A 24,035-nucleotide genomic window follows, 5' to 3' on the forward strand; every position below is an offset into this window, starting at 1 on the left:
TATATTTGTTTTTTTTGGTATAATTTAGCTAAATACGATCGGAGGTGCGTCCAAGAAGAGTAGGATTCTCCGTCAATGGGAGGATATTGGGAGAATCTGAAAGGCGAGGACGCCGAAGGGTGTAGAGTTTCTCCCACTCTACATGCCTGGGGGTACAGGGAATACCTGTGCCACTGTCACGGAAATATCCGTGGAGAGCCGATTGTTGGGAAATAAATATATTTTTCTCAACGACGCCTCTTCACGAGGCGAATTTTTTTATGGAGGTGTTTAATGTGGTAATAGGTATTGTGGGTGCAACCGGCGAAGTAGGCAGAACCATGATAAAAGTATTGGAAGACTTCAAAATACCCGTAAAAAAACTAAAATTATTTGCTTCTAATAAATCCAAGGGGAAGTTTCTTGAATTTAACGGCAAAAAAATAAAAGTAGAAGAATTAACAGAAAAATCAATGAAAGAAAAATATGACTTTCTTCTTTTTTCAGCAGGAAAAAATATCTCCACACATTTTGCACAAATTGCAGCCAATCATGGAAATATAGTAATTGATAATTCTTCAGCATTCAGAATGGTTCCAAACATTCCACTTGTCGTCCCAGAAATAAATGGACATCTGGTAAAAAACTACAAAGGTATTATTGCAAATCCAAACTGTTCAACTATACAAATGGTTCTTTCAATACACAAAATTCATGAATTTTTAAAAATAAAGGAAATATATGTTTCAACTTATCAGGCTGTATCAGGTGCCGGACATAAAGCATTAAAAGAATATTTAAACCAAATTAGCGGTAATAACGAAAAAAATGTATTTCCAAAACAAATTGCTCACAATGTCATCCCCGTTATCGGAAACATATTAAACGACAATTTTTCTGAAGAAGAATACAAAATGATAAATGAAACCAAAAAAATATTAAACGACAACTCTATAAAAATATATCCTACAACCGTTCGGGTTCCTGTAAAATACGGACATTCTGAATCTATAATCATCAGAACCGAAAAAAAGTTTAAAATATCACAAATAAAGGAACTTCTCTCAAAATCGGAAAATGTAATATATACCGAAGATCCAACAACTCCTTTAGATGTAGAAGGAAAAGATATAGTATACGTTTCACGACTTAGGCAATTTGACGACTATACGTTTTCAATATGGAACGTTGCAGACAATGTAAGAGTGGGCGCAGCCACAAATGCGATTCGAATATTAGAGGTGATGAGAAAATGAAAAAATACACTGCAAATGGTAATTCTTTTGTACTATTTGATATTTCAAAAACCAGTATTTCAGATAATGAAAAGAAAAAATGGGTTTTGGAAAACTGTAAAGATAGAGATGGTGCTTTATTTGTAGAGAAAAGAGATGGGATATATTATATGGATTATTTTAACAAAGATGGAAGTAGAGCACCATTTTGTGGGAACGGAGCAAGGGTTTTTTTTTATTATCTACAAAACGAAAAAAAAGAAAATGTATCAAAATTTCTAACCGATGCCGGATTAGTTTTTGGGAAAATATACAACGGAAAAATACTAATTAAAATGCCAAAGCCTTCTATTGCACAAAAAATAAAAATTGAAGACTTTAGCGGATATCTTCTAAAAGTAGGAGTACCACATTTTGTTACGTTTGTAGATAATGTAGACAAAATAATGATCAACAATATTGGAAAAAAACTAAGAAAAAAATTAAACGCAAACATTAATTTTGTACAAAAACTTTCAAAAAATACAATAAAAGTTAGGACATTTGAAAGAGGGGTTGAAGGAGAAACATTATCGTGTGGAAGTGGCTCAACGGCATCAGCGATTATATTAAATGAAAATAAAGTTAAAGTAATAACAAAAGGAGGCATATTATACGTACATATTTTAAATGATGGTTTTTACCTTGAGGGAGGTGTAGAAAATGTTTAGTGGAATCGGAACTGCTATTATTACACCATTTGAAAATGGTGAAATAGACTTTAAAGCACTTGAAAAACTTCTTAAAACTCAAAACAATATTGATGCCATTGTATTACTGGGAACAACGGGTGAAGCTCCAAACATATCAATAGAAGAGAGAAATAAGTTAATCTCCTTTGTTAAAAACTTTTATCCAAATAAACAATTAGTAGTTGGAGCTGGGACAAACAGTTTAACTCACACCTTGGAATTGATTAAAAATGCCGAAAAAAATGGTGCAGATGCATTACTTATTGTCACACCTTACTACAATAAACCCACTCAAGAAGGATTATATCACTACTACAAATATATCTCAGAACATACAGATTTAGAAATAATAATATACAACGTGCCCAGTAGAACAGGTGTAAACATTTTACCTGAAACAATATACAATCTTGCAAATGATTGTAAGAATATTGTCGCACTGAAAGAAGCAAATTCATCTTTTGATCAAATTAACAAAGTGATGCTTCTTAAAAACGAAAACTTTAAGGTGTTTTCCGGTAATGATGACACATCATTCCAATTTCTAGTAAGTGGTGGTGATGGTGTCATATCTGTTGCATCAAATATTATTCCAAATCAAATGGTGGAAATGTTTAAATTAATTAAAACAGGAGAAATAAAAAAAGCAAGAGAATTGTTCTACAGATACTATCCCCTTTTTAAAGCCCTATTTGTAGAAACAAATCCTATACCGGTAAAACTTACCTTAAGTCTAATGGGATTAATTAAGAATGAACTAAGACTTCCACTTTATCCTGCAAAGGAAGAAAGCAGAAAAATTTTAGAAAAAACATTAAGGGAGTGTAATTTAATATGAAATATGGCGTTATAGGTTACAAAGGAAAAATTGGAAAACTAATAACCAAATTATTCAACGAGAAAGGACATACCCCAGTATTATACGTGGACAAAAATAGTATAAAACAAACAGACATTCCTGAGATAATAATTGATTTTTCTTCAAAAGATGCGTTGCCACATACTATAGAACTCTGTATTAAAAATAGCGCTAACCTCGTCATTGGAACAACTGGTCTTTTAAATGAAGATATATCATCTTTAAAAGATCTTTCAAAAAAAGTTGCAATCTTACAATCATATAACTTTTCATTTGGAATAAATATAATTGTAGAAATTCTTGAAAAATTCAAAACACTTTTTAGTGATTGGGATTGTGAAATCTTTGAAATACACCATTCTGAGAAAACAGACAAACCTTCTGGTACAGCCTTTATGCTTGAAAAAGCTATCAACAGAAAAATAAATATAACTTCCGCAAGAATAGGGGGAATACCTGGAGATCATACAATTTTATTTGCAAATCAAGGAGAATTAATTTCAATATCACATAGGGCAATTTCCAGAGAAGTATTTGCCCTTGGTGCACTCAAAGCTTCTGAATGGTTGTTAAGTAAAAAGAAAGGTTATTATACCTTTAAAGATGTAATAAAGGAGGGATTAAAGTGAACACACAGGAAATAATAGATCTTATCTCTAATTCAAAGAAAAGGACCATTACAAAAGCATATATATCTGGTAACTTAAAAGACATAAATTTTAAAAGTGTTGAATTTGTAGGCACCGAATCATTTGGGATAATATTTGGAGACTACGAGGAAATAGAAAAAATTGTAAAAAATCCTGCAATAAAAAAATACAAAACAGAAATCTTCTCAAGAAACTCAGCCATTCCTCTTGCAAATTTAACGAAATACAATGCAAGAATTGAACCAGGAGCAATAATAAGAGATATGGTAGAAATAGGTGATGGTGCAGTAATTATGATGGGAGCTGTAGTCAATATAGGTGCCCAAATCGGAGAGAAAACAATGATAGATATGAATGCCGTTATAGGAGGTAGGGCAATAATTGGAAAAAATTGTCACATAGGTGCCGGCTCCGTAATTGCCGGTGTAATAGAACCGCCAAGTGCAAAACCTGTAGTTATAAAAGATAACGTTATGATAGGTGCAAATGCAGTAGTTTTAGAAGGTGTAGAAATAGGTGAAAATAGCGTTGTTGCAGCTGGTGCTGTGGTAATAGATGATGTTCCTCCAAACTCAGTTGTCGCTGGAATTCCAGGAAAAATAATTAAAAAAGTTGATGAAAAAACAAAGGCAAAAACACAAATTATTGAAGGTTTAAGAAATATGAGGTGATTAGATGGTTGTTGTTCAAAAGTATGGAGGATCATCTGTTGCAGATAAAGATAAAATACTAAACGTTGCAAAAAAAATTAAAACACGAATTGAAAAAGGTGATAAAGTTATAGTAATAGTTTCTGCAATGGGGAAGACAACTGATAATTTAATCAACCTAGCAAAATCTATAAGCAATAAACCGCATCCTAGAGAGATGGACATGCTTTTGACTACAGGAGAACAAGTTTCAATTGCTCTACTTTCAATTGCTTTGAATGAACTTGGAGTAAAAGCAAAATCTTTCAACGCTTTTCAACTTAATATCTTAACAACACATGAGCACACTAAAGCAAGAATTAAAGATATAAACTCTAGTAAAATACTAAAAGAACTTAAAAAAAATGCCGCTATTATAATAGCAGGTTTTCAAGGTATCACAGAAAATGGTGATTTGACAACTCTCGGCAGAGGTGGTTCAGACACAACCGCAGTTGCAGTTGCGGGGAAATTAAATGTCCCTTGTGAAATATACAGCGACGTTGATGGAATTTATACATGTGATCCAAGAATCATACCAAATGCAAAAAAGATTTCTTACATAACCTACGACGATATTCTAGAATTATCTTCTCTAGGGGCAAAAGTTCTCCATTCAAGGGCAGTAGAACTTGCAAAAAAATACAATGTTAAATTATACTGTGCCTCTTCATTTTCAAACAAGGAGGGAACATGGGTGGTTAACAAAATTCCAGAATGGCTTGAACAACCCGTAGTAACAGGTGCAACAATTGAGAAAAATCAAATAAAAATTACACTAAGTAATTTGCCAAAAAATGAGACTCTCATAGAAAGAGTTTTTAAAGTCTTAAGTGAAAAAAATATTAACATAGATATGATATCCATGTATTCAGATGAAAAATATTACCATCTCTCATTCTCCATATTAGATGATTTAAAAAAAATTATAATAGATGCCATAAAAGAAATTGATAGTTCTCTAAATATAACCTATCAAGGACCCTTTGACAAAGTTTCAGTAGTAGGCGTAGGCATGAAATCCAGTCCAGGTGTTGCAGCAAGATTTTTTAAAACAATTTCAAAGATAAATGCAAAACCTGAATTGGTAACTACTTCGGAAATTAAAATATCCGTTCTAGTTCTAAAGGAATTTTCGCAAATTCTGTTAAATGCATTAGCAGATGAATTTTCACTAAAGGAGTGAAATTATGTTTATTTCAAATACATACAATAGATTTCCTATAAAAATTAAAAAGGCAGATGGGATATGGATTTTTGATGATAAAGGAAACAAATATCTTGATACTTTTTCCGGTATAGGTGTAACATCTTTTGGACACTGTAATGAAGAAATTTCTAATGCAATAATAGAAAAATTACAAAAATATAGTCATATATCAAATTTTTTCCTAGATGAAGATGCAATAGAAGTTTCAGAAAGATTGGTAAAAGAAACCGGTAAAAACGGAAAAGTATATTTTTCAAACTCAGGAACAGAAGCAAATGAAGCAGCACTAAAAGCTATTAAAAAAACAAAAAAGGGAGCTATAATCTCATTTTTTGGAAATTTTCACGGTAGAACAATAGGCTCTCTATCAATAACCGGTTTTCCAAATATAAGAAGTAAATTTTTACCATTACTTAACAACGTTATCTTTCTACCATTCAACGATATAAAATCATTTAAAGATGTTTTTAAAAACCAAGAAGTATCTGCCGTTTTTGTGGAAAGTATTAGGGGAAGTGGGGGGCTTGATACATTAACAAAAGAATTTGCAGACACAATTATGGAATACAAAGAAAAATTTGACTTTATCTTGGTCACAGATGAAGTACAGAGTGGGCTTGGCAAAACTGGTGAATTTTTTTCGTACAAACACTTTAACTTAGAACCAGATATAATTACAGTTGCCAAATCTCTTGGAGGGGGACTCCCATTAGGTGCAACCATTTTTACAGGTAAATTTTCAGACATCTTCTCACCAGGAGATCATGGTTCAACCTTTGCACCAAATCCACTTGCACTTGCTGCAAGTAAGGTTGTTTTAAAAAAAATAAACCAAAATTTATTACTTAGCATAAAAGAAAAAGGATTGTATTTAAAAAAACATCTTCTAAATATTAAAAATATAAATAAAGTAAAAGGTTTAGGATTAATGTTAGGGGTTACAGTAGATATAAAAGGAGATATATTAAAACTAGCATTAAAAGAAAATCTATTGTTAAACGTAGTAAAAAACGATACAATTAGATTACTCCCACCTTTAAACATTAAATATGAGGAAATAGACTTAATAGTTTCAAAACTAAAAAAGGCTTTAACATCAAGATGATTTTTTATTTATAAAAATCAAATTCTTCTGTAAAGCTTCTATCCAAAACAAAAAAAACTATGTTATACTAATTACAAAGAAAATACGGAGGGATAAAATGAAAATACCACTCTCAAATGCGTACATTGAAAAAGACGATATAGGAGAAGTTTTAAACGTTTTAAAAAGCAAAAGACTCGCATTGGGACCATATATGGAAAAGTTTGAAAACATCATTAAAAGCTACGTTAAAAGCAAATTTGCCATTGCAGTAAGTAGTGGGACGGCCGCCTTGCATTTAATTCTAAAATCTCTAAATTTTAAAGAAAAGGATACACTTTTAGTTCCTTCCTTTACTTTTATTTCCTCTGCAAATGTAGCATTATACGAAAAAGGAAATGTCCATTTTGTCGATATAGAAGGCGATACATTAAATGTCTCACCAAATGTTCTAGAAGATGAAATTGTAAAATTAAAAAAAACAAATAATGGTAAGTTGTTTTTCATGGGAGTCGACATTTTCGGACATCCACTTGACTGGGATAAAATCATCAAAATATGTGAAAAATACGATGTAACAATAATAGAAGATTCTTGTGAAGCTTTGGGAAGTGAGTACAAAGGAAAAAAATGTGGTACCTTTGGAATAGCAGGTACTTTTGCTTTTTACCCAAATAAGCAAATTACAACTGGCGAAGGTGGAATTATTGTAACAAATGATAAAAAAATAGCAAGACTCGCGAAAGCCATGAGAAACCAAGGAAGGACTTCCAAAAAATGGCTTTCACACGAGTTATTAGGGTACAATTACAGATTAGACGAAATGTCCTCCGCATTGGGATATTCACAAATGAAAAAATTAGATAAGATTATAGAAATGCGCAACAAAGTTGCACAAAATTACGAAAAACTTCTCAATTTTGTTGAAACTCCAACAACGAAGGAATACACCACAAAAATGGCGTGGTTCGTATATGTTGTAAAGCTTCCAAAAGAGGTAGATTTAAACAAAGTTATTACATTTATGAAAGAAAATGGTATCGAAACGAGAAATTATTTTGCACCTGTACATCTTCAACCACTTTACAAAGATTTAGGTTGGAAAGAAGGAATGCTCCCAATAACGGAAAGTGTATCAAAAAGAACACTTGCTATTCCCTTTTACAGTGAATTAACCTTTGAAAAACAAGAAAAAGTCGCATTTTATCTAAAAAAAGCTATAGAACTATTCACCTAAAGGAGGATGAAATGTGATTTACATATTCATATCTTCTATTTTAACCTCTCTTGCAATGCCTGGATTTTTGTGGGGAGGGCTGATTTGGTTTTCACTTATACTTTTTTTCAAAGGACTTGAAAACAGAAAGATGGCTTTTTTGTATTCTTTTATTTTCCATTTTATTCTTTACTTCATATCATTATACTGGGTAATCCCCGTACTTACCAAAAATCTCCCAGAGTTTTTTGGTAGATTTTCCTCATTTACGGGCTTTTTAGTATTTATATTACTCTGTACAATTGAAGCTTTTCCATTTCTAATATTTGGAATCTTCTATGGATATTTTATCGATAGAATCAAAGGAATTGTTCCAAAAGCTATATTTATTTCTTCAGTATACTCTATAATGGAATTTTTAAGGGGAATTGGTGATTTGGGATTTACAGGAATAAGACTTTCCGATGCACTATTTAAAGATACTGGTATAATTCAAATTACCTCTGTTGTAGGAACAATAGGTCTTACCTTTCTAATTGTATTCGTTAATTTTCTTCTCTACTACAAAAAAATTTCACCTTCTAAGATAATTCTAACTTTATCCATTATATACTTTATCAACTGGTTGATTTTCACATCTCTTCCTGAAAATAAAGCTAACATCCCATTAGTTGCATTACAAACCAACGTGGAACAAAAGGTAAAATATTTAAAAAATGAAAGAGAAATTTTAAAAGAAATAACAAAATTTAAAACTCCAAATTATTTACACATCTTTCCAGAAGCAGTATTTCCGGAAAAAGACATTAGAAACACCTATATTGAAGACAAATTAAAAAATATTAGTATGGAAAAACCTATAATCTTGGGATTTCCAACGATGGAAAATACTCCCAAAAATAGTGCCGTGGTTTATTACAAAGGAAAAATTGTTGGAAAATACGATAAAATTAAGCTTTTCCCATTTGTGGAATTTTTACCATATGAAAAAATATTCAAAAAATTCCAATTTTTAAGAGGTATATCTTACTTTTCAAAGGGAGATAAATATACAACTTTTAAAATAGAAAATTATCCAGAATTTGGAATTCAAATCTGTTTTGAAAGTTATTTCCCAGAAATCTCAAGAAAATTATCAAAAAATGGTGCACAATTTCTAATTGTTATCACAAACGACGGGTGGTATAAATTTACCACTGCACATATCCAGCATTTCTCAAAATCTGTATTTAGGGCTATAGAAAATAGAAGATATGTTATTCAGGCGTCAAACACTGGTATAACGGGAAGTATAGATAAATATGGAAGAATAACTAAGGTATTTCCTGTCATGACTGAAAAAGTAGGAATCTTCAACATAGAAAAAAGTAATACAATAACTATTTATCAAAAATTCGGCGATTGGTGTGTTATTATGTTTCTAATAAATTCAATAGTAATCCCAATCATATACAAAAAAAGAAAAACTATCATAAAAGGAGGAAAAATATGAAAAGATTACATCCAAAGGTATTTAAAATTCCAATAGATAAAATTCGTATGGGATACTATTCCGATAAGTATTTTACAAGGTATGTCGAAATTTTAAAAAAAGATAACCATCATCCAACTGTATATTACCAATTCTTTCCAAGACAAAATGCAACTATTTGTGGAATTGACGAAGCACTTGCAATACTTAAATTCTGTACAGGCTATTACAAAAATGAAGAAAAAGCAAGGGGAATATTCTCGAAAATGCTCCAATTGGACAAACAAATGCAAAATCTGACAATTGAAGGAAATGTAAAAGAAATAATAAAACTTACAGAAAAGAAATGGAATTTAAGGCTCAAGTTAAATGAACTGTGGATAGACAAATGGAATGAAATAGAAGTAAAAGCTGTATATGACGGAGATAATGTAAAAGAAGGAATGCCCATCTTAACCATAGAAGGTGATCCTACCTACTTTGGCTATCTTGAAACTATATTATTAGGTGTAATTGCAAGGGCTTCAAGTACCGCAACCGCCGTAAAAAAAGTTGTTAAAGCAGCAAATGGAAAACCTATACTCTTTTTTAGTGCAAGGTTTGATCATTATTGGGTTCAAGCAACAGATGGATATGCTGCACTAAAAGCAGGCGCTTTTGGAGTTTCTACCGATGCAAACGCCGATTATTGGGGAATCGAATCCATGGGAACAATACCTCATGCCCTTATTGCTGCATATAACGGCAAAACAGAAATTGCATCTATTGCATTTGACAAATACATGCCTGAGCACGTAAACAGAATTTTCCTAGTTGATTGGGACAATGATGTCATTAATACTACCTTTAAAGTGGTGAAAAGATTCTATGAATACGTAACAGGCAAAGAATTTATTTTGGGCAAAACAGATCCTGCACCAATTATAGGAGAAGGAAAAAATAAAATTTGGGGTGTAAGATTTGACACCTCTGGAAATTTAAGAGATAAATCTGTTGTTCCAAAAGATGAAAATTCATTTGGGGTTTGTCCTGAACTTGTTTGGAGGGCAAGGAAAGAATTTGACAAAGTTGGCCTGAACAATTTAAAAATTGTAGTTTCAGGTGGATTTGACGAAAAGAAAATAGAGTTATTTGAAAAATTAGACGTTCCCGCTGATGTCTACGGTGTAGGTTCAAAACTCTTGAAGAAAAAAATAGATATAACGGCAGATATAGTAGAGGTAAACGGAAAACCATGCGCAAAAGTTGGTAGATATAAAATGGATAATTCCCATTTGCAAATAGTATCCAAAAAATTTTGGGAAAACGAACATTGATTCAAATAACATAAAATAATTTCAATAATTGTTATTGAATAGTATTATTTGAATTTTTAACCCTAAAAATTTGGTGTTACAATAAACTCGGAGATGAGATTATGTGGAAAAAAATAATTGAGATAGATAGTGAAATTAACGCAAAACTAGTTGAAGGATGGTTAAAAAGTAACGGTATTCCTTGTATAATCAAAGCAGAAGCAGAACCATTTCCAAAAGCTTTATTCGGCTCATCGGCATTTTTCGCAATCTTTGTACCAGAAAATGAATTGAAAAAAGCAAAAGGAATAATCAATCTCAATATAAAGGGGGAAAAGAACATGAAACGCACACCATTACACAATGAACATTTAAAATTAGGTGCTAAAATGGTTGAATTTGCAAATTTTCAAATGCCCATCCAATACTCTGGTATAAAGGATGAAGTTCTTGCGGTAAGAAACAATGTGGGGATGTTTGACGTATCACACATGGGAGAGGTAATAGTAGAAGGTCCACAATCAACAGATTTTGTAAATTTTCTCATCACAAACGACTTTGAAAATTTAAAACCCGGTGAAATAGTTTATACAGCAATGTGTAATGAAAAAGGCGGATTCGTAGATGATCTACTTGCATATAAAATTTCGGAAAATAAAGCAATGTTGGTTATAAACGCAGCAAATATAGAAAAAGATTTTAACTGGATGAAAAAAATTGCAGAAAAATTTGACGTAACACTAGAAAACAAATCAGATGATTACGCATTAATCGCTGTCCAAGGGCCAAAAGCACAGGAAACTTTACAAGAAATCGTAGATTTAAATCTAGATGATATTGGATACTACACTTTCTCTTTTGGAAATATACTAGGTACAGATGCTATCATATCAAGAACCGGTTATACAGGAGAAGACGGATTTGAAATATACACAACAAATAAAGACGGAATTGTAAAAATATGGCAAAAACTTTTGGATATGAAAGTAACACCAGCAGGTCTTGGTGCAAGAGACTGTTTAAGGCTCGAAGCTTCACTATTACTATACGGAAATGATATGGACGAAACGATTACTCCACTTGAAGCTGGAATAAAATGGGCCGTAAAATTCAACAAAGATTTTATGGGAAAAGAAGTGCTGCAAAAACAATTAGAAGAAGGGCTAAGTAGACGCCTTAAGGGTTTTAAACTTATTGATAAAGGTGTTGCAAGACATGGTTACAAAGTTTTCAAAGAAGGAAAGGAAATTGGATACGTTACAAGTGGAACATTCTCTCCAACGCTAAATCAAGCAATTGGCATGGCCTTAATTGAAAAAGGTCATAAATCTGGTGAAGTAATTGAAATTGAGATTAGAAATAAATTAGTAAAAGCAGAAATAGTTAAAATGCCATTTTATAGAGGCAGTGTAAAAAATAAAAAGAAAGGATGATTGTGTATGCACAGATACATACCACACACTGACGAAGAAATAAAGGAAATGTTAAATGAAATCGGCGTAAAATCTATAGAAGATTTGTATATAGATGTCCCAAAAACTATCGATGATTACAATCTAGAAAGTGAAAAAGACGAATTTACCGTAAAAAATGAAATATTATCACTTGCAAAGAAAAATAAAGTATTTAAAATGGAAAATATCTTTACCGGTGCGGGCATTTATGCGCACTACATTCCGACCGTAGTTGAACATCTTGCAAATGATCAAAGATTTGTAACAGCATATACACCATATCAAGCAGAAGTTTCACAGGGCACATTACAAGCACTGTTTGAATATCAAACAATGATGTGTGAATTAACAGGTATGCAAGTGGCAAATTCTTCTATGTATGACGGAGCAACTGCCCTTGCCGAAGCTATGTTAATGGCTGTAAGGGTTAATAGAAAAAATAAGATATTAGCTGCCAGTTCTATTAATCCAGAGTATTTACAAACAAGCAAAACATATTGTACTCCGCAAAACATAGAAATTGAAGAAGTAAAATGGAATGATAACGGAACTTTGGATATTGAAGATCTAAAATCTAAGATAAGTGATGAAACTTCTGCGGTTGTAGTTGGATATCCAAACTTCTTTGGAATTATTGAAGATTTAAAATTAATAAAAGAATCTATTTCGGAAAAAACACTGTTAATCGTTGTTAGTGAACCAATATCTTTAACCATATTAGAAGCTCCTGGAAAGCTTGGTGCAGACATAGTAGTAGGTGAGGGACAATCACTTGGCGTAACTCCAAATTTTGGAGGACCTGGAATTGGATTTTTCACTACACTTGAAAAATACGTTAGAAAAATGCCCGGAAGGATTATAGGTCAAACAAAAGATATAGATGGAAAAACAGGATATGTGATGGTACTCCAAACAAGGGAACAACACATTCGTCGTGAAAAAGCCACATCAAACATTTGTTCAAATCATGCACTAATAGCACTTACAAATGCTATATATTTATCAACCATGGGACCTGAAGGATTAAGAAAAATCGCAAAAATGTCGTATAACGCAGCACATTACTTTTCAGAAAAATTAAAAGAGAAAGGATATTCTCTCATATTTAACGGTCCTTTCTTTAATGAATTTGCATTCGATGCAGGTGAAAATTATTACGAGAAATGGGAAAAATTAGCAGAAGAAGGTTTCTTAGGCCCTCTACCATTGGTAAAAGTACTTCCCAATTTTAAAAATTGTGCGCTTGCATGTTGTACAGAAGTAAACACAAAAGAAAGCATAGATAATTTACTCAAACATTTTTAGAATGGAGGGACTTAAATGACTATTTTCGAAATGTCAAAAGAAGGTAGAATTGCGTTTAAAATACCCAATAATAATATAAAAGACTATGAATTTGATTTTCCGAAACACTTACTGAGAAAAACATCGCCTAGACTTCCACAAGTAAGTGAATTAGATGTGGTTAGACACTATACAAATCTTGCCGCAAAAAACTACTCAGTTGATGTAGGATTTTATCCATTAGGTTCATGTACTATGAAATACAACCCAAAAATTAATGAGAAAATCGCAAATAACGAACATTTTTCAATGATACATCCATTTCAACCAATGGAAACGGCACAAGGTGCTCTTCAATTAATGTACGAACTAAAAGAAATGCTTTGCGAAATATCCGGAATGGACGACATGACACTTGTCCCATCTGCAGGAGCACATGGGGAATTGACTGGTATGTTAATAGCAAGGGCATATCATTTAAGTAGAGGTGATACAAAGAGGAAAAAAGCAATTGTACCAGACAGCGCCCATGGAACAAATCCTGCATCGGCAAGAATGGCTGGATTTGAAGTTATAGAAATAAAATCAGGTTCCGATGGAAGGATAGATCTAAATGAGCTTGAAAAACACCTAGACGAAGAAGTTGCAGTTTTGTTATTGACCAATCCAAACACACTCGGTTTATTTGAAAAAGATATTATAAAAATTGCTAAAATGGTACACGAGAAAGGTGCACTTCTATACTACGATGGTGCAAACTTAAATGCAATCTTGGGACGAACAAGACCAGGTGATATGGGTTTTGATATTGTCCACTTAAATCTCCATAAAACATTTAGTACACCACATGGTATGGGTGGACCAGGCAGCGGCCCTGTTGGAGTAAAGAAACACCTTTCAAAATTTTTACCAGTACCTGAAATAATAAAAGAAAATAACACATATAAGCTAAATTACTCCAAACCAGAAAGTATAGGATTTATAAGAAGCTTTTTCGGGAATTTTTCCGTTTTGGTAAGGACATATACATATATAAAAACTATGGGAAAAGAAGGTTTAAAAAAGGTCGGGCAAATGGCAGTGTTGAACGCAAATTATCTAAGAAAAAAGGTATCAAAAATCATGGACATTGCATATCCAGGTCTTTGTATGCATGAGTTTGTATCCACCTGTGAAAAATTAACAAAAGAAACAGGAGTCAAAGCGTTAGATATAGCCAAAAGACTTCTAGATTATGGAATTCACGCACCAACGATGTATTTCCCATTAATTGTACACGAAGACTTTATGATTGAGCCAACGGAAACTGAAAGTAAAGATACATTAGATGAATTTGCAAAAATACTTGAAAAAATCGTTGAAGAAGCAAAGCAAAATCCAGAATTAGTAAAAAATGCACCTTACACAACACCAATTAGAAGACTAGATGAGGCTACTGCTTCAAGAAAACCTATAGTAAAATTCAATTTTGAGGGGGAATAAAATGAAATTTCACCTTCCTACAAAAGTATTTTTTGAAGATGGTTATAAAGACTCTATAAGTGAAATCGAAAAATTGGGAAATAACTTTTTAATAATTACGGGAAAAAGTTCGAAAAAAAACAAAAGTTTAGATGAATTAGTAGATGTTTTAAAAAAATTAAATAAAAAATTTGAAATATTTGATGAAACTTTGGAAAACCCTCCTAAAGAGATGCTTTATAAGATCATAGATAGATTTGGAAAAAATTGGGATGTAATTGTTGGCCTTGGTGGCGGCAGTCCAATGGATGCCGCCAAGGCTATTGCCGTTTTGTGTAAAAATGACATAAAAGTTGAAGATTTATACGATAACCTTAAATACAATAGCGCATCTAAAATTCTTTGTATTCCAACAACTTCCGGTACAGGAAGTGAAGTAACACAATACTCCGTTCTAACTATTAACAACGTAAAAAAAGGCTTTAAACACGATGTTATATTCCCAAATGTTTCTATACTAGAACCAAAATACACACTTACATTATCAAAAGAACTCACAATATCAACGGCATTAGACGCCTTATCGCACGCAGTTGAATCTTTTCTATCACTAAGAGCCAGTGAATTTTCAAAATTATACGCGCTAGAAGCAATAAAGCTAATAAAACAAAACCTAAATAAGTTAGTTGAAGATTTGCAAAACTACGAGTTGAGAAAGAAAATAATGCTTGCATCATTTTATGCAGGTATTGCAATAAGTTTGACAGGTACCACTATTGCACACTCATTGGGATACTCATTAACCTCTGAAAAAGGGATAAAACACGGTCTTGCAACAGCCGTCTTTCTACCATTTGAAGTTAAAAACTCTGGTAAAGAAGAAGAAATTAAAGAAATTCTAGGCGACCCACTTGAATTTCTCAAATCTCTCAACGTTTCCATTGAATTTTCAATAGAAGACGAAGAAATTGAAAGGTGGTCAAATAGAGTACTTAATTCTTCACACGTAAAGGTTACCCCTGGAAACTATAACCTCAGCAAAATCAAAGAATCATACAAATGGGTAATTGAAAAATCCGGACTATATGGAGGTAACAAATGAAGGTATTCTTGAAAAAGGATATAAAAAATAGAATAAAAAATGGACATCCCTGGATTTATGAAAATGAAATTGAAAAAATAGAAGGAATCCCGGAAAATGGAGATATTGTCGATGTATTTAACCATGAAAAATCGTTTCTAGGAAAAGGGTACATTAATTTTAACTCTAAAATTAGAGTTAGAATTTTAACAAGAAAGGCGGAAACAATAGGAAAAAACTTTATCAAAAAAAGATTTTTAGAGGCTTTGGAGAGAAGGCATACAAAAGAAAAAAGTTTTCGGGTTATTTTCTCAGAAGCGGATAATTTATCTGGTTTAATAGTAGACAAATTTCAAGATTATATAGTACTTGAAATTAATACTTTGGGTATTGAAAAACTAAAAAATCATATATTAGATGTAATAATAGAACTTTTTAATCCAAAAGGTATTTTCGAAAAATCTGATAGCAATTCTAGGGAAAAAGAGGGATTAAAAAAATATTCCGGTTGGATATATAAATCTGGTCCTGAATTAATACCATTTGAACTAAATGATTTAAAGTTTTTCGCAGATACTAAAGGACAAAAAACTGGTGCTTTTCTTGACCAAAGACTAAATGTAAAATCACTAGAAAGATATTCCAAAGATAAAGTATGTCTCGATGCATTTTGCTATACTGGAAACTTTGGTATGCATATGTTATTGTACGGTGCAAAATATGTAACTTTTCTTGATTATTCACAACGTGCAATTGACATTGTAAATTTAATTGCAAAAGAAAATGGATTTAAAAACTATGAAACTATAGTAGGAAATGCTTTTGATATTTTAAAACAGTTTGACAAAACATCAAAGTACTTTGACGTTGTTTCAATTGATCCGCCTTCATTTGCCAAAAAAGGGAGTAATAAAAAAAGTGCACTTAAAGGATATAAAGAAATAAATCTCAGGGCAATGCGCATCCTAAAAAATCACGGTATTTTGGCTACTTCTTCATGCACACAAATAATCTCAGAGGAAGAATTTGATAATATAATATTTTCAGCAGGTATAGATACAAGCAGAATAACAAGAGTTATGCATAGGGGTACTCAACCTTACGATCACCCATATGTATTAAACATTTTGGAAACAAAATATTTAAAATTCAGATTACTTGAAATTGAAAAGATTAAGGAGTAATACAATGAAAAAAATAATACTTTTTTTTCTTTTGACTATAACAATTTTGTTCCCACAAACTTATATTTTAACCAATGATGGTCTATACAAATCTTTTGAAAAAGTACTTTCAGGTACATTTTCAGATCTCTTTCGTTATGACAATAACATCTATCTTGTCGGAAAAGACGAAATATTGAATATTCAAACAAACAAAAAAATCTATGTAGAGTCACCCACTTACATTGGTGAAGGGTATATTTTTTCAAAAGATAGACTTTATCATTTAAAAAATGATAAATTGTCTTTAATAAGGATAATATCAAATATTTCAAATCCACAAATTTACAAAGATATTTTATTTGCCATAAATATGGGAAGAGTTGTAGCTTACAACAATGGAAAAATAATATGGACCCTTTCATATGATAAAGGAAAAATAAACAAAATAAGAATTTCAAAAAACATCCTTGCCGTATTTTCCACGTATAATCTTTCTCTTTTCGATATTTCCAATCCAAGGTACCCAAAATTTTTGAAAAAATTCAACCCAGTTAATGATTACACATACAATGGTTACCACGTGTTATTAAAAAATATGACTATTTCATTCTACGATGAAACAAATAAATTAGTATTTTCAAAAAAAGTAAATGGAAATAAAATTATTACAGACAGTGAAAATATAATTGTCGGGAATTATTTAATAACAAAAGATTTTAACATTACAACATATCCTTTTAAAATAAAGGCATTTGTAAACTTAAACGAAAAGATAGAGGAAAACCAAACAAAATTTACTAAACTGTGGAGTATAGATCTTAATGCAGATATAACTGGGAGACCAGTTGCAATAAACGGTACTTTGTTTTTAGCAACTACAAGTGGGAAATTGTTCAAATTAAGTAATGGAAAAATACTGTGGAATTATCATTTGCCGTTTATAGTTACTGGGCATTTAACCATTACCGAAAATGCACTAGTAGTTCCTTGTTGGGATGATTTTCTTTATTCTTTCGATTTAAATGGGAATCTTATTTGGAAAACACAATTGGATTCAGATATCACACTAGGTGCTGCATACGATGGACAAATAATATACGCCGTAACCGATGATGGACTTTTGTATGAAATCAAAGATGGAAAAATAATTTCAACTATGAAAGTTGGAAAATGGCCGATAAGTGGACCTTTTGTATCACTATCTGGTCAAATCTATACCGTAGATGGGATGGGATATTTATGGAAAAATGAAAAAAAGGAAAAGTTTATAGGTAACATAAAAAACTTGGCTTTTTCATTGGAAAATCCACAAATTCCCTCTGAAAATTCTGTAATCTTAATAGACAAATCAAATAAATATGTATTTTCCAAAAACTTTTTCACAAAAAATGACGTAAAAATTTTAGACTTTGAATATGACATAATAGATAGTGTTATTGGTCAAAAATTCATATATATACTAACCGAAAATAACAATTTATACATTTTAGAAAAAAATAGTTTTAAAATCCTCTATAAAAAAACATATGAAAATTCAAAATTTATAATATTAGACGACATAGGAAATTTATACATAGTGGGAAAAACAATAACTGTAATTTCTACGAATGATTCACCATCAACTCCATGGAACAGTATCTTTAAAAATAACCTAAACTCATCGGCGGTTAATTATTGATATGATAATCGGTGCAAATGAATATGCTGTGGTAATACCCATAGTAAACAAAAAATATTTTTTATTTGAAGTACGTTCAAAAAAATTAAATACTCAACCAGGAGAAGTGGCATTCCCAGGTGGAAAATTAGAAGAAAACGAATCACCTAAAGATTGTGCAATACGTGAAACAATCGAAGAAATAGGTACAGCCCCAAAAATAATCAAAGATCTTCCAATGGTTGTTACACCTTTTAATATAGTAATATACCCATTTTTAGGTACCATCAATAGTAAAATTATGCGTAATAAATCAGAAGTTGACGCAATTTTTTTAGCACCAATTAGCTTATTTGAAAAACCTTTGTACGAATATTACATAGATGTAAAGGTATATCCACCTACTAATTTTCCATTTCATTTAATACCAAATGAAAAAAATTACAATTGGAGACAAGGGAAATATAGAATCTTATTTTTCAAACACAAAGAATATATAATTTGGGGAATAACGGCTTTAATTGCACATGAGGCTTACAAAATGTTAAAGGAGGAATCTATATGAAAGAAAAAATCATCCAAATTGTTGAAAAACTAAAGCCCGAAATCATTACCTCAATGAAAAAATTTGTATCCATTAACTCTGTAAATCCTAGATCAGGTGGACCAGGTGAAAAAGAAATGGCCGAATGGTTAGAAGACTTAATTAAAGATTGGGGCTTTGATTCTGTGGAAAGATACGATGCAAAAGATGACATAGTGCCATATGGATTTAGACCAAATATTGTGGCGAGAATAAAAGGAAGTGAAGGAAAAAGAACTATTTGGATTATAACCCACATGGACAAAGTTCCCGCAGGTGATCTATCATTATGGGAAAATGATCCATTTGATCCACTAGAAAAAGACGGAAAAATATTTGGAAGAGGTGCAGAAGATAACGGTGCATCTTTAATTGCCTCATTATATGCTGCAAAAGCGATATTAGAACTCAAAATAAAACCCAAAGATAATATCGCACTTGCCTTTGTTTCAGATGAAGAAACAGGATCTGACTATGGTATAAAACACCTTTTAGAGCTTGGATTATTCAATAAAGGTGATCTGTTTATAGTACCCGATGCCGGCGAACACGACGGTTCATTTATTGAAATTGCCGAAAAATCCATTGCATGGTTAAAAATAACTACTTTTGGAAAACAAGCACATGCATCAAGACCAGATATAGCTAAGAATGCCCATAGATTTGCTTTGAAATTCGCTTCCCAGTTGGATGAATATTTAAATAAAAAATATAACTTAGAAAATAACTTATTTGATTATCCAAAAAGTTCCTTTGAACCCACAAAAAAAGAAAATAATGTGGATAATGTAAACACTATACCAGGAACAGATGTCGTCTACTTTGATTGTAGAATATTACCGGAATATAACATTGAAGAAATCTTCGAGGATATAACCAACTTTGCAAATAAGTTTTCAAAAGAATACAATGTGGAAATTCACGTAGAAAAACTGCAATTTGAGCAAGCCGCACCACCCACTAATAAAGATTCAGAGATAGTAATAAAGCTAAAAAGTGCAATAAAAGAATTGAGAAATTTAGAACCAAAAGTTGGAGGAATAGGTGGAGGAACTTGTGCCGCTATAGTTAGACGTGCAGGCTTCCCCGCAGTTGTCTGGGCCACATTAGATGAAACGGCACACCAACCAAATGAATATGTGGTTATAAATAATTTAATTGAAGATACAAAGGTCTACACTTATTTAATGGCAAATTCTTAAAATTAAGGGGGGAATATTATGTCAAGGATTGTAAAAGCACCAAGAGGAACAAAACTTTCTTGTAAGAGTTGGCAAACTGAAGCACCTATGAGAATGTTGATGAACAACCTAGACCCAGAAGTTGCAAGAGATCCTGCAAACCTTATAGTATACGGTGGTACAGGAAGGGCCGCAAGAAATTGGAAATGTTTTGACAAAATAGTTGAAACACTGCAAAATCTAGAAATGGATGAAACACTTTTAATTCAAAGTGGAAAACCAGTTGCAGTTTTTAAAACAAGTGAATGGGCACCAAGAGTATTAATCGCAAATTCCAACCTTGTTCCCAAATGGGCAAATTGGGAATATTTTAGGGAATTAGAAGAACGAGGTTTAATTATGTACGGTCAAATGACCGCTGGAAGTTGGATTTACATAGGAACTCAAGGTATACTTCAAGGCACATACGAAACATTCTACGCAGTAGCCAAAAAGTATTTCAATGGCTCATTAAAAGGAAAATGGGTATTAACTGCAGGTCTAGGAGAAATGGGAGGAGCACAACCTTTAGCTGTAACTTTAAACGATGGTGTAATACTTGCCGTTGAAATAGATAAAAGAATGATTGAAAGACGTATCAAAACAGGCTATCTCGATACTTGGACTGATAACTTAGATGAAGCGTTAAAATTAGTACAAGACGCCGTAAAAGAGGGAAAACCACTATCAGTTGGTCTTTTAGCAAATGCAGCAGATGTGCATCCAGAACTTGTAAAACGTGGAATTATTCCAGATATAGTAACTGATCAAACAGCTGCACATGATCCATTAACAGGCTACGTACCACAGGGCATGTCATTTGATGAAGCATTAAAATTAAGGAAAGAAAATCCACAAAAGTACCTTGAATTAGTATACGAAAGCGTTGTAAAACATATAGAAGCAATATTGGAAATGCAAAAGCAAGGCGCAAAAGTATTTGAATATGGAAATAATATAAGAAGACTTGCATACGATCACGGAGTAAAAAATGCATTTAATATTCCAGGATACGTTCCAGAATACATAAGAGACTTATTCTCCGAAGGAAAAGGTCCATTTAGGTGGGCCGCTTTATCCGGTAATCCTGAAGATATTTACAAAACTGATAAAAAAGTATTGGAATTATTCTCTTACGATAATCACTTAAAAAAATGGATAGAACTTGCACAAAAAAAGATTAAATGGCAAGGGTTACCTGCAAGAATATGTTGGTTAGGTCAAGGAGAAAGGGCAGAATTAGGACTTGCCATAAACAAAATGGTACAAAAAGGCGAAATCGAAGCACCTATTGTAATTGGAAGAGATCATCACGATACAGGGTCAGTGGCAAGTCCATATAGGGAAACTGAAGCTATGAAAGATGGCAGTGATGCAATAGCCGATTGGCCAATTCTAAATGCGATGTTAAATGTTGCAAGTGGGGCAACTTGGGTATCTTTCCATCATGGTGGCGGAGTAGGTATCGGTTACTCATTGCACGCAGGAATGGTTATAGTAGCTGACGGTACAGATTTGGCACATAAGAAACTAGAAAGAGTTTTAACAAACGACGTGGGACTTGGTGTAGTAAGACATGCTGATGCAGGCTATGAGATAGCAATAAATACTGCAAAAAAACATAACTTAAAAATACCTATGATTGATCAATAAAAAAATCTTAGGCAACTGTGCGCTGAATTAAAAAGAAACAATAAAAAAAAGCACCCCCAAAGTGGTAAAATAAAGCCAACGAGGGGGTGTTTTTTTATGGAACAGTTAAACTAAAAAGATGTGAAGAATACAAGAGAAGGTATTAAAATAAATTAGATGGCTTCGGTGGAATGCCGAAGCCATCTAGTTTTTAAATTTTTTATTTGCCACATCTTTGAAGATAAACCCATAATCCTTAGAACTTTTAAAAGTCATATCCTTCAGTTAAAATATCGTTTATTCCTGCCAAAATCTCCTCTGGGGTAATTAATTCTCCTCCTACTTTGTTGATAAATTTAACTTTTGTTCCAGGTTTTACCAATTTCAAAATTTCCCTTCCATATTGCCCTAAATTCATTTCTGGTATAACAACCGCTTCAACTTTTGAGAGTCTTTTTCTAAGCTCGTGAACTTGTAATGGCCAAATCGTGATTGGTTTGAACAAACCTACTTTCATTTTATCGTTTCTTGCTATTTTCACAGCCTCGAGTGCACTCCTTGCCACTACCCCATACGCTATAACTAGCACTTCTGCATCTTCTGTCATATACTCATCGTAAATTGAAATTTCATCAATATGGAGCCTTATTTTATTTGACAATCTCTTGATTAATTTTTCTGCGGTTTCATACGCTGCATTTGGAAAACCAGATTCGTCATGCACAAGACCCGAAACATGGAATCTTGTTTTACCCATCTCTATCAACGCATTAGGTTTTGGTTCAGCATATTCACTTTCTGCATATGGCACAAATATCTCTTCATCTTCCAATTCTTTTTCAGAGATTCTATCCACAATTTCTATATCTTTACCATTCGGTAATTCAAATGTTTCCCTCATGTGTCCTAAGGTCTCATCCATCAAAAACACAACAGGTGTTCTATATATTTCGGCAAGGTTAAAAGCCTCAATTATATACCTATACGCTTCTTGAACAGTTGAAGGGTACATCGCAATTATGGCATGATCTCCGTGGGTTCCCCACCTCGCTTGCATAATATCACCTTGAGCAGGCTTTGTTGGGAGACCAGTTGAAGGGCCTCCACGCATAACATTAACAAAAACGCATGGAGTCTCAGTCATAACAGCATATCCCAAAGCCTCTTGCATCAAACTAAAGCCCGGTCCGCTAGTAGCTGTCATTGATTTTACCCCAGCAAGTGATGCACCAATCATAGCCGCAGCACTTGCAATTTCATCTTCCATTTGAATAAAAACCCCATTATGTTTTGGTAACTCTCTTGCCATGGTCTCGGCAATTTCTGAAGAAGGGGTAATGGGATAACCTGCATAAAATCTACAACCAGCTTTCAGTGCTCCATATGCAACTGCTTCGTTTCCCTGCCAAAAAACTAATTTACCCATTTTTTTCACCTACTTCTTCTGTAATCTCAACTATGTCAATGGCAAAATCTGGACATAAATTTTCACACATCAAACATCCTATACATGTTGTATGATCTTCTACTTTTGGTCTATTCATTTCACCTTTAATAATAGTTTTCGTAGGACAAGTGTTATAGCATATTCCACAACTTTTACACCAATTATAATTTATCTTCACATTAAACTGTTTTTTCGCCATTACCTCACCTCACTTAATTAATGATAAGAATATACCAGCTGCAACAGCAGAACCTATTACTCCGGCAACATTTGGCCCCATTGCATGCATTAATATGAAATTAGTTGGATCCTCCTCCTGGGCAATTCTTTGAGCTACTCTTGAAGAATCAGGTACAGCTGATACGCCAGCAGCACCAATTAATGGATTTATTTTATCTTTTAAAAATAAGTTCATTAATTTTGCAAATGAAATTCCAGAAACTATAGACGTTATAAATGCAATAGCCCCCATCCCGAAAATAAGCAAAGATTGAGGTTTTAAAAACACGTCAGCCCTTGCAGATGCACCAACTGAAACACAAAGTAGAATTGTAACTGTATCAAGGATATATCTGCTTGCCGCTTCAACAAGTCTCTTTACAACACCTGCTTCTTTTAAAAGATTTCCAAA

Annotated in this window: 22 protein-coding genes and 1 riboswitch; of the genes, 19 read left to right on the forward strand and 3 right to left on the reverse strand. The window is 32.6% G+C overall.

The features are described from left to right. The first annotated feature begins 31 nt into the window (after nt 1–31). A riboswitch (Lysine riboswitch) is annotated at nt 32–209 on the forward strand. 66 nt (nt 210–275) lie between these two features. From AS157_RS07535 to hutU, 19 genes are all read left to right on the forward strand, one after another. Next, complete coding sequence (locus AS157_RS07535) at nt 276–1,235, forward strand: aspartate-semialdehyde dehydrogenase (RefSeq protein ID WP_077288641.1); 960 nt, start codon at nt 276–278, stop codon at nt 1,233–1,235. Next, nucleotides 1,232–1,924, forward strand: coding sequence for a diaminopimelate epimerase (gene dapF / locus AS157_RS07540; protein WP_077288642.1), 693 nt, complete (start codon nt 1,232–1,234; stop codon nt 1,922–1,924). The genes AS157_RS07535 and dapF overlap by 4 nt, the downstream gene beginning before the upstream one ends. Continuing rightward, nucleotides 1,917–2,783: a 4-hydroxy-tetrahydrodipicolinate synthase gene (dapA, locus tag AS157_RS07545; RefSeq protein WP_077288643.1), complete on the forward strand. Its 867-nt coding sequence runs from the start codon at nt 1,917–1,919 to the stop codon at nt 2,781–2,783. The genes dapF and dapA overlap by 8 nt, the downstream gene beginning before the upstream one ends. Continuing rightward, entirely contained in the window at nt 2,780–3,433 is a 654-nt protein-coding gene (locus AS157_RS07550; protein ID WP_077288644.1) for a 4-hydroxy-tetrahydrodipicolinate reductase, read from the forward strand. Before dapA ends, AS157_RS07550 begins: the two co-directional genes overlap by 4 nt. Then, nucleotides 3,430–4,125 (forward strand): 2,3,4,5-tetrahydropyridine-2,6-dicarboxylate N-acetyltransferase, encoded by a 696-nt coding sequence (gene dapD, locus AS157_RS07555; protein WP_077288645.1) that lies wholly within the window; start codon nt 3,430–3,432, stop codon nt 4,123–4,125. The genes AS157_RS07550 and dapD overlap by 4 nt, the downstream gene beginning before the upstream one ends. Before the next feature lie 4 nt (nt 4,126–4,129). After that, on the forward strand, nt 4,130–5,329 hold the full coding sequence (locus tag AS157_RS07560; RefSeq protein ID WP_077288646.1) for an aspartate kinase: 1,200 nt from the start codon (nt 4,130–4,132) through the stop codon (nt 5,327–5,329). 4 nt (nt 5,330–5,333) lie between these two features. Next, entirely contained in the window at nt 5,334–6,458 is a 1,125-nt protein-coding gene (locus AS157_RS07565) for an aspartate aminotransferase family protein (protein ID WP_077288647.1), read from the forward strand. 97 nt (nt 6,459–6,555) lie between these two features. Further along, complete coding sequence (locus AS157_RS07570) at nt 6,556–7,674, forward strand: DegT/DnrJ/EryC1/StrS family aminotransferase (RefSeq protein ID WP_077288648.1); 1,119 nt, start codon at nt 6,556–6,558, stop codon at nt 7,672–7,674. Between the two features lie 13 nt (nt 7,675–7,687). Further along, complete coding sequence (gene lnt, locus AS157_RS07575; RefSeq protein WP_077288649.1) at nt 7,688–9,145, forward strand: apolipoprotein N-acyltransferase; 1,458 nt, start codon at nt 7,688–7,690, stop codon at nt 9,143–9,145. Then, nucleotides 9,142–10,440 carry a nicotinate phosphoribosyltransferase gene (locus AS157_RS07580; RefSeq protein ID WP_077288650.1) on the forward strand — a complete coding sequence of 433 codons (1,299 nt, stop codon included), beginning with the start codon at nt 9,142–9,144 and terminating at the stop codon, nt 10,438–10,440. Before lnt ends, AS157_RS07580 begins: the two co-directional genes overlap by 4 nt. Nucleotides 10,441–10,541: 101 nt before the next feature. Then, entirely contained in the window at nt 10,542–11,852 is a 1,311-nt protein-coding gene (gcvT, locus tag AS157_RS07585) for a glycine cleavage system aminomethyltransferase GcvT (protein ID WP_077288651.1), read from the forward strand. Nucleotides 11,853–11,858: 6 nt separating this feature from the next. Then, entirely contained in the window at nt 11,859–13,178 is a 1,320-nt protein-coding gene (gcvPA, locus tag AS157_RS07590; protein WP_077288652.1) for an aminomethyl-transferring glycine dehydrogenase subunit GcvPA, read from the forward strand. A 15-nt stretch (nt 13,179–13,193) separates the two neighbouring features. Next, entirely contained in the window at nt 13,194–14,639 is a 1,446-nt protein-coding gene (gcvPB, locus tag AS157_RS07595) for an aminomethyl-transferring glycine dehydrogenase subunit GcvPB (RefSeq protein ID WP_077288653.1), read from the forward strand. Nucleotide 14,640: 1 nt separating this feature from the next. Further along, nucleotides 14,641–15,720 carry an iron-containing alcohol dehydrogenase family protein gene (locus AS157_RS07600; RefSeq protein WP_214495029.1) on the forward strand — a complete coding sequence of 360 codons (1,080 nt, stop codon included), beginning with the start codon at nt 14,641–14,643 and terminating at the stop codon, nt 15,718–15,720. After that, entirely contained in the window at nt 15,717–16,883 is a 1,167-nt protein-coding gene (locus AS157_RS07605) for a class I SAM-dependent rRNA methyltransferase (protein WP_077288655.1), read from the forward strand. Before AS157_RS07600 ends, AS157_RS07605 begins: the two co-directional genes overlap by 4 nt. A 4-nt stretch (nt 16,884–16,887) precedes the next feature. Next, the gene (locus tag AS157_RS07610; RefSeq protein ID WP_077288656.1) at nt 16,888–18,543 is read left to right on the forward strand and encodes an outer membrane protein assembly factor BamB family protein; all 1,656 of its coding nucleotides are present in this window, start codon (nt 16,888–16,890) and stop codon (nt 18,541–18,543) included. 1 nt (nt 18,544) lies between these two features. Further along, a complete protein-coding gene (locus tag AS157_RS07615; protein WP_077288657.1) occupies nt 18,545–19,087 on the forward strand; it encodes an NUDIX hydrolase in 543 nt (180 codons plus the stop codon). Further along, the gene (locus AS157_RS07620; RefSeq protein ID WP_077288658.1) at nt 19,084–20,307 is read left to right on the forward strand and encodes a M20 family metallo-hydrolase; all 1,224 of its coding nucleotides are present in this window, start codon (nt 19,084–19,086) and stop codon (nt 20,305–20,307) included. The genes AS157_RS07615 and AS157_RS07620 overlap by 4 nt, the downstream gene beginning before the upstream one ends. Nucleotides 20,308–20,325: 18 nt before the next feature. Further along, nucleotides 20,326–21,978, forward strand: coding sequence for a urocanate hydratase (gene hutU / locus AS157_RS07625; protein WP_077288659.1), 1,653 nt, complete (start codon nt 20,326–20,328; stop codon nt 21,976–21,978). Nucleotides 21,979–22,222: 244 nt separating this feature from the next. Here the strand turns inward: hutU and AS157_RS07630 are convergent, their stop codons facing one another. From AS157_RS07630 to AS157_RS07640, 3 genes are all read right to left on the reverse strand, one after another. Beyond that, nucleotides 22,223–23,383: a 2-oxoacid:acceptor oxidoreductase subunit alpha gene (locus AS157_RS07630; protein WP_077288660.1), complete on the reverse strand. Its 1,161-nt coding sequence runs from the start codon at nt 23,381–23,383 to the stop codon at nt 22,223–22,225. Next, complete coding sequence (locus AS157_RS07635) at nt 23,376–23,603, reverse strand: 4Fe-4S dicluster domain-containing protein (RefSeq protein ID WP_077288661.1); 228 nt, start codon at nt 23,601–23,603, stop codon at nt 23,376–23,378. Before AS157_RS07635 ends, AS157_RS07630 begins: the two co-directional genes overlap by 8 nt. Before the next feature lie 9 nt (nt 23,604–23,612). Then, nucleotides 23,613–24,035 (reverse strand): sodium ion-translocating decarboxylase subunit beta (locus tag AS157_RS07640; RefSeq protein WP_214495030.1); only part of this gene is annotated, 423 nt, incomplete at its 5' end.

This window comes from Thermosipho sp. 1244, from assembly GCF_018588215.1.
GTDB classification, from domain to species: Bacteria; Thermotogota; Thermotogae; order Thermotogales; family Fervidobacteriaceae; genus Thermosipho; species Thermosipho affectus.

Bases quoted from the DNA above. Each gene is read 5' to 3' on its own strand.
- gcvPB (WP_077288653.1), top strand. From the start codon at position 13,194: ATGACTATTTTCGAAATGTCAAAAGAAGGTAGAATTGCGTTTAAAATA.
- gcvPA (WP_077288652.1), top strand. From the start codon at position 11,859: ATGCACAGATACATACCACACACTGACGAAGAAATAAAGGAAATGTTA.
- AS157_RS07565 (WP_077288647.1), top strand. From the start codon at position 5,334: ATGTTTATTTCAAATACATACAATAGATTTCCTATAAAAATTAAAAAG.
- AS157_RS07635 (WP_077288661.1), bottom strand. From the start codon at position 23,603: ATGGCGAAAAAACAGTTTAATGTGAAGATAAATTATAATTGGTGTAAA.
- AS157_RS07570 (WP_077288648.1), top strand. From the start codon at position 6,556: ATGAAAATACCACTCTCAAATGCGTACATTGAAAAAGACGATATAGGA.
- AS157_RS07550 (WP_077288644.1), top strand. From the start codon at position 2,780: ATGAAATATGGCGTTATAGGTTACAAAGGAAAAATTGGAAAACTAATA.
- dapF (WP_077288642.1), top strand. From the start codon at position 1,232: ATGAAAAAATACACTGCAAATGGTAATTCTTTTGTACTATTTGATATT.
- AS157_RS07615 (WP_077288657.1), top strand. From the start codon at position 18,545: ATGATAATCGGTGCAAATGAATATGCTGTGGTAATACCCATAGTAAAC.
- AS157_RS07630 (WP_077288660.1), bottom strand. From the start codon at position 23,383: ATGGGTAAATTAGTTTTTTGGCAGGGAAACGAAGCAGTTGCATATGGA.
- hutU (WP_077288659.1), top strand. From the start codon at position 20,326: ATGTCAAGGATTGTAAAAGCACCAAGAGGAACAAAACTTTCTTGTAAG.
- gcvT (WP_077288651.1), top strand. From the start codon at position 10,542: ATGTGGAAAAAAATAATTGAGATAGATAGTGAAATTAACGCAAAACTA.
- AS157_RS07610 (WP_077288656.1), top strand. From the start codon at position 16,888: ATGAAAAAAATAATACTTTTTTTTCTTTTGACTATAACAATTTTGTTC.
- AS157_RS07580 (WP_077288650.1), top strand. From the start codon at position 9,142: ATGAAAAGATTACATCCAAAGGTATTTAAAATTCCAATAGATAAAATT.
- AS157_RS07560 (WP_077288646.1), top strand. From the start codon at position 4,130: ATGGTTGTTGTTCAAAAGTATGGAGGATCATCTGTTGCAGATAAAGAT.
- AS157_RS07605 (WP_077288655.1), top strand. From the start codon at position 15,717: ATGAAGGTATTCTTGAAAAAGGATATAAAAAATAGAATAAAAAATGGA.
- dapA (WP_077288643.1), top strand. From the start codon at position 1,917: ATGTTTAGTGGAATCGGAACTGCTATTATTACACCATTTGAAAATGGT.
- AS157_RS07620 (WP_077288658.1), top strand. From the start codon at position 19,084: ATGAAAGAAAAAATCATCCAAATTGTTGAAAAACTAAAGCCCGAAATC.
- AS157_RS07600 (WP_214495029.1), top strand. From the start codon at position 14,641: ATGAAATTTCACCTTCCTACAAAAGTATTTTTTGAAGATGGTTATAAA.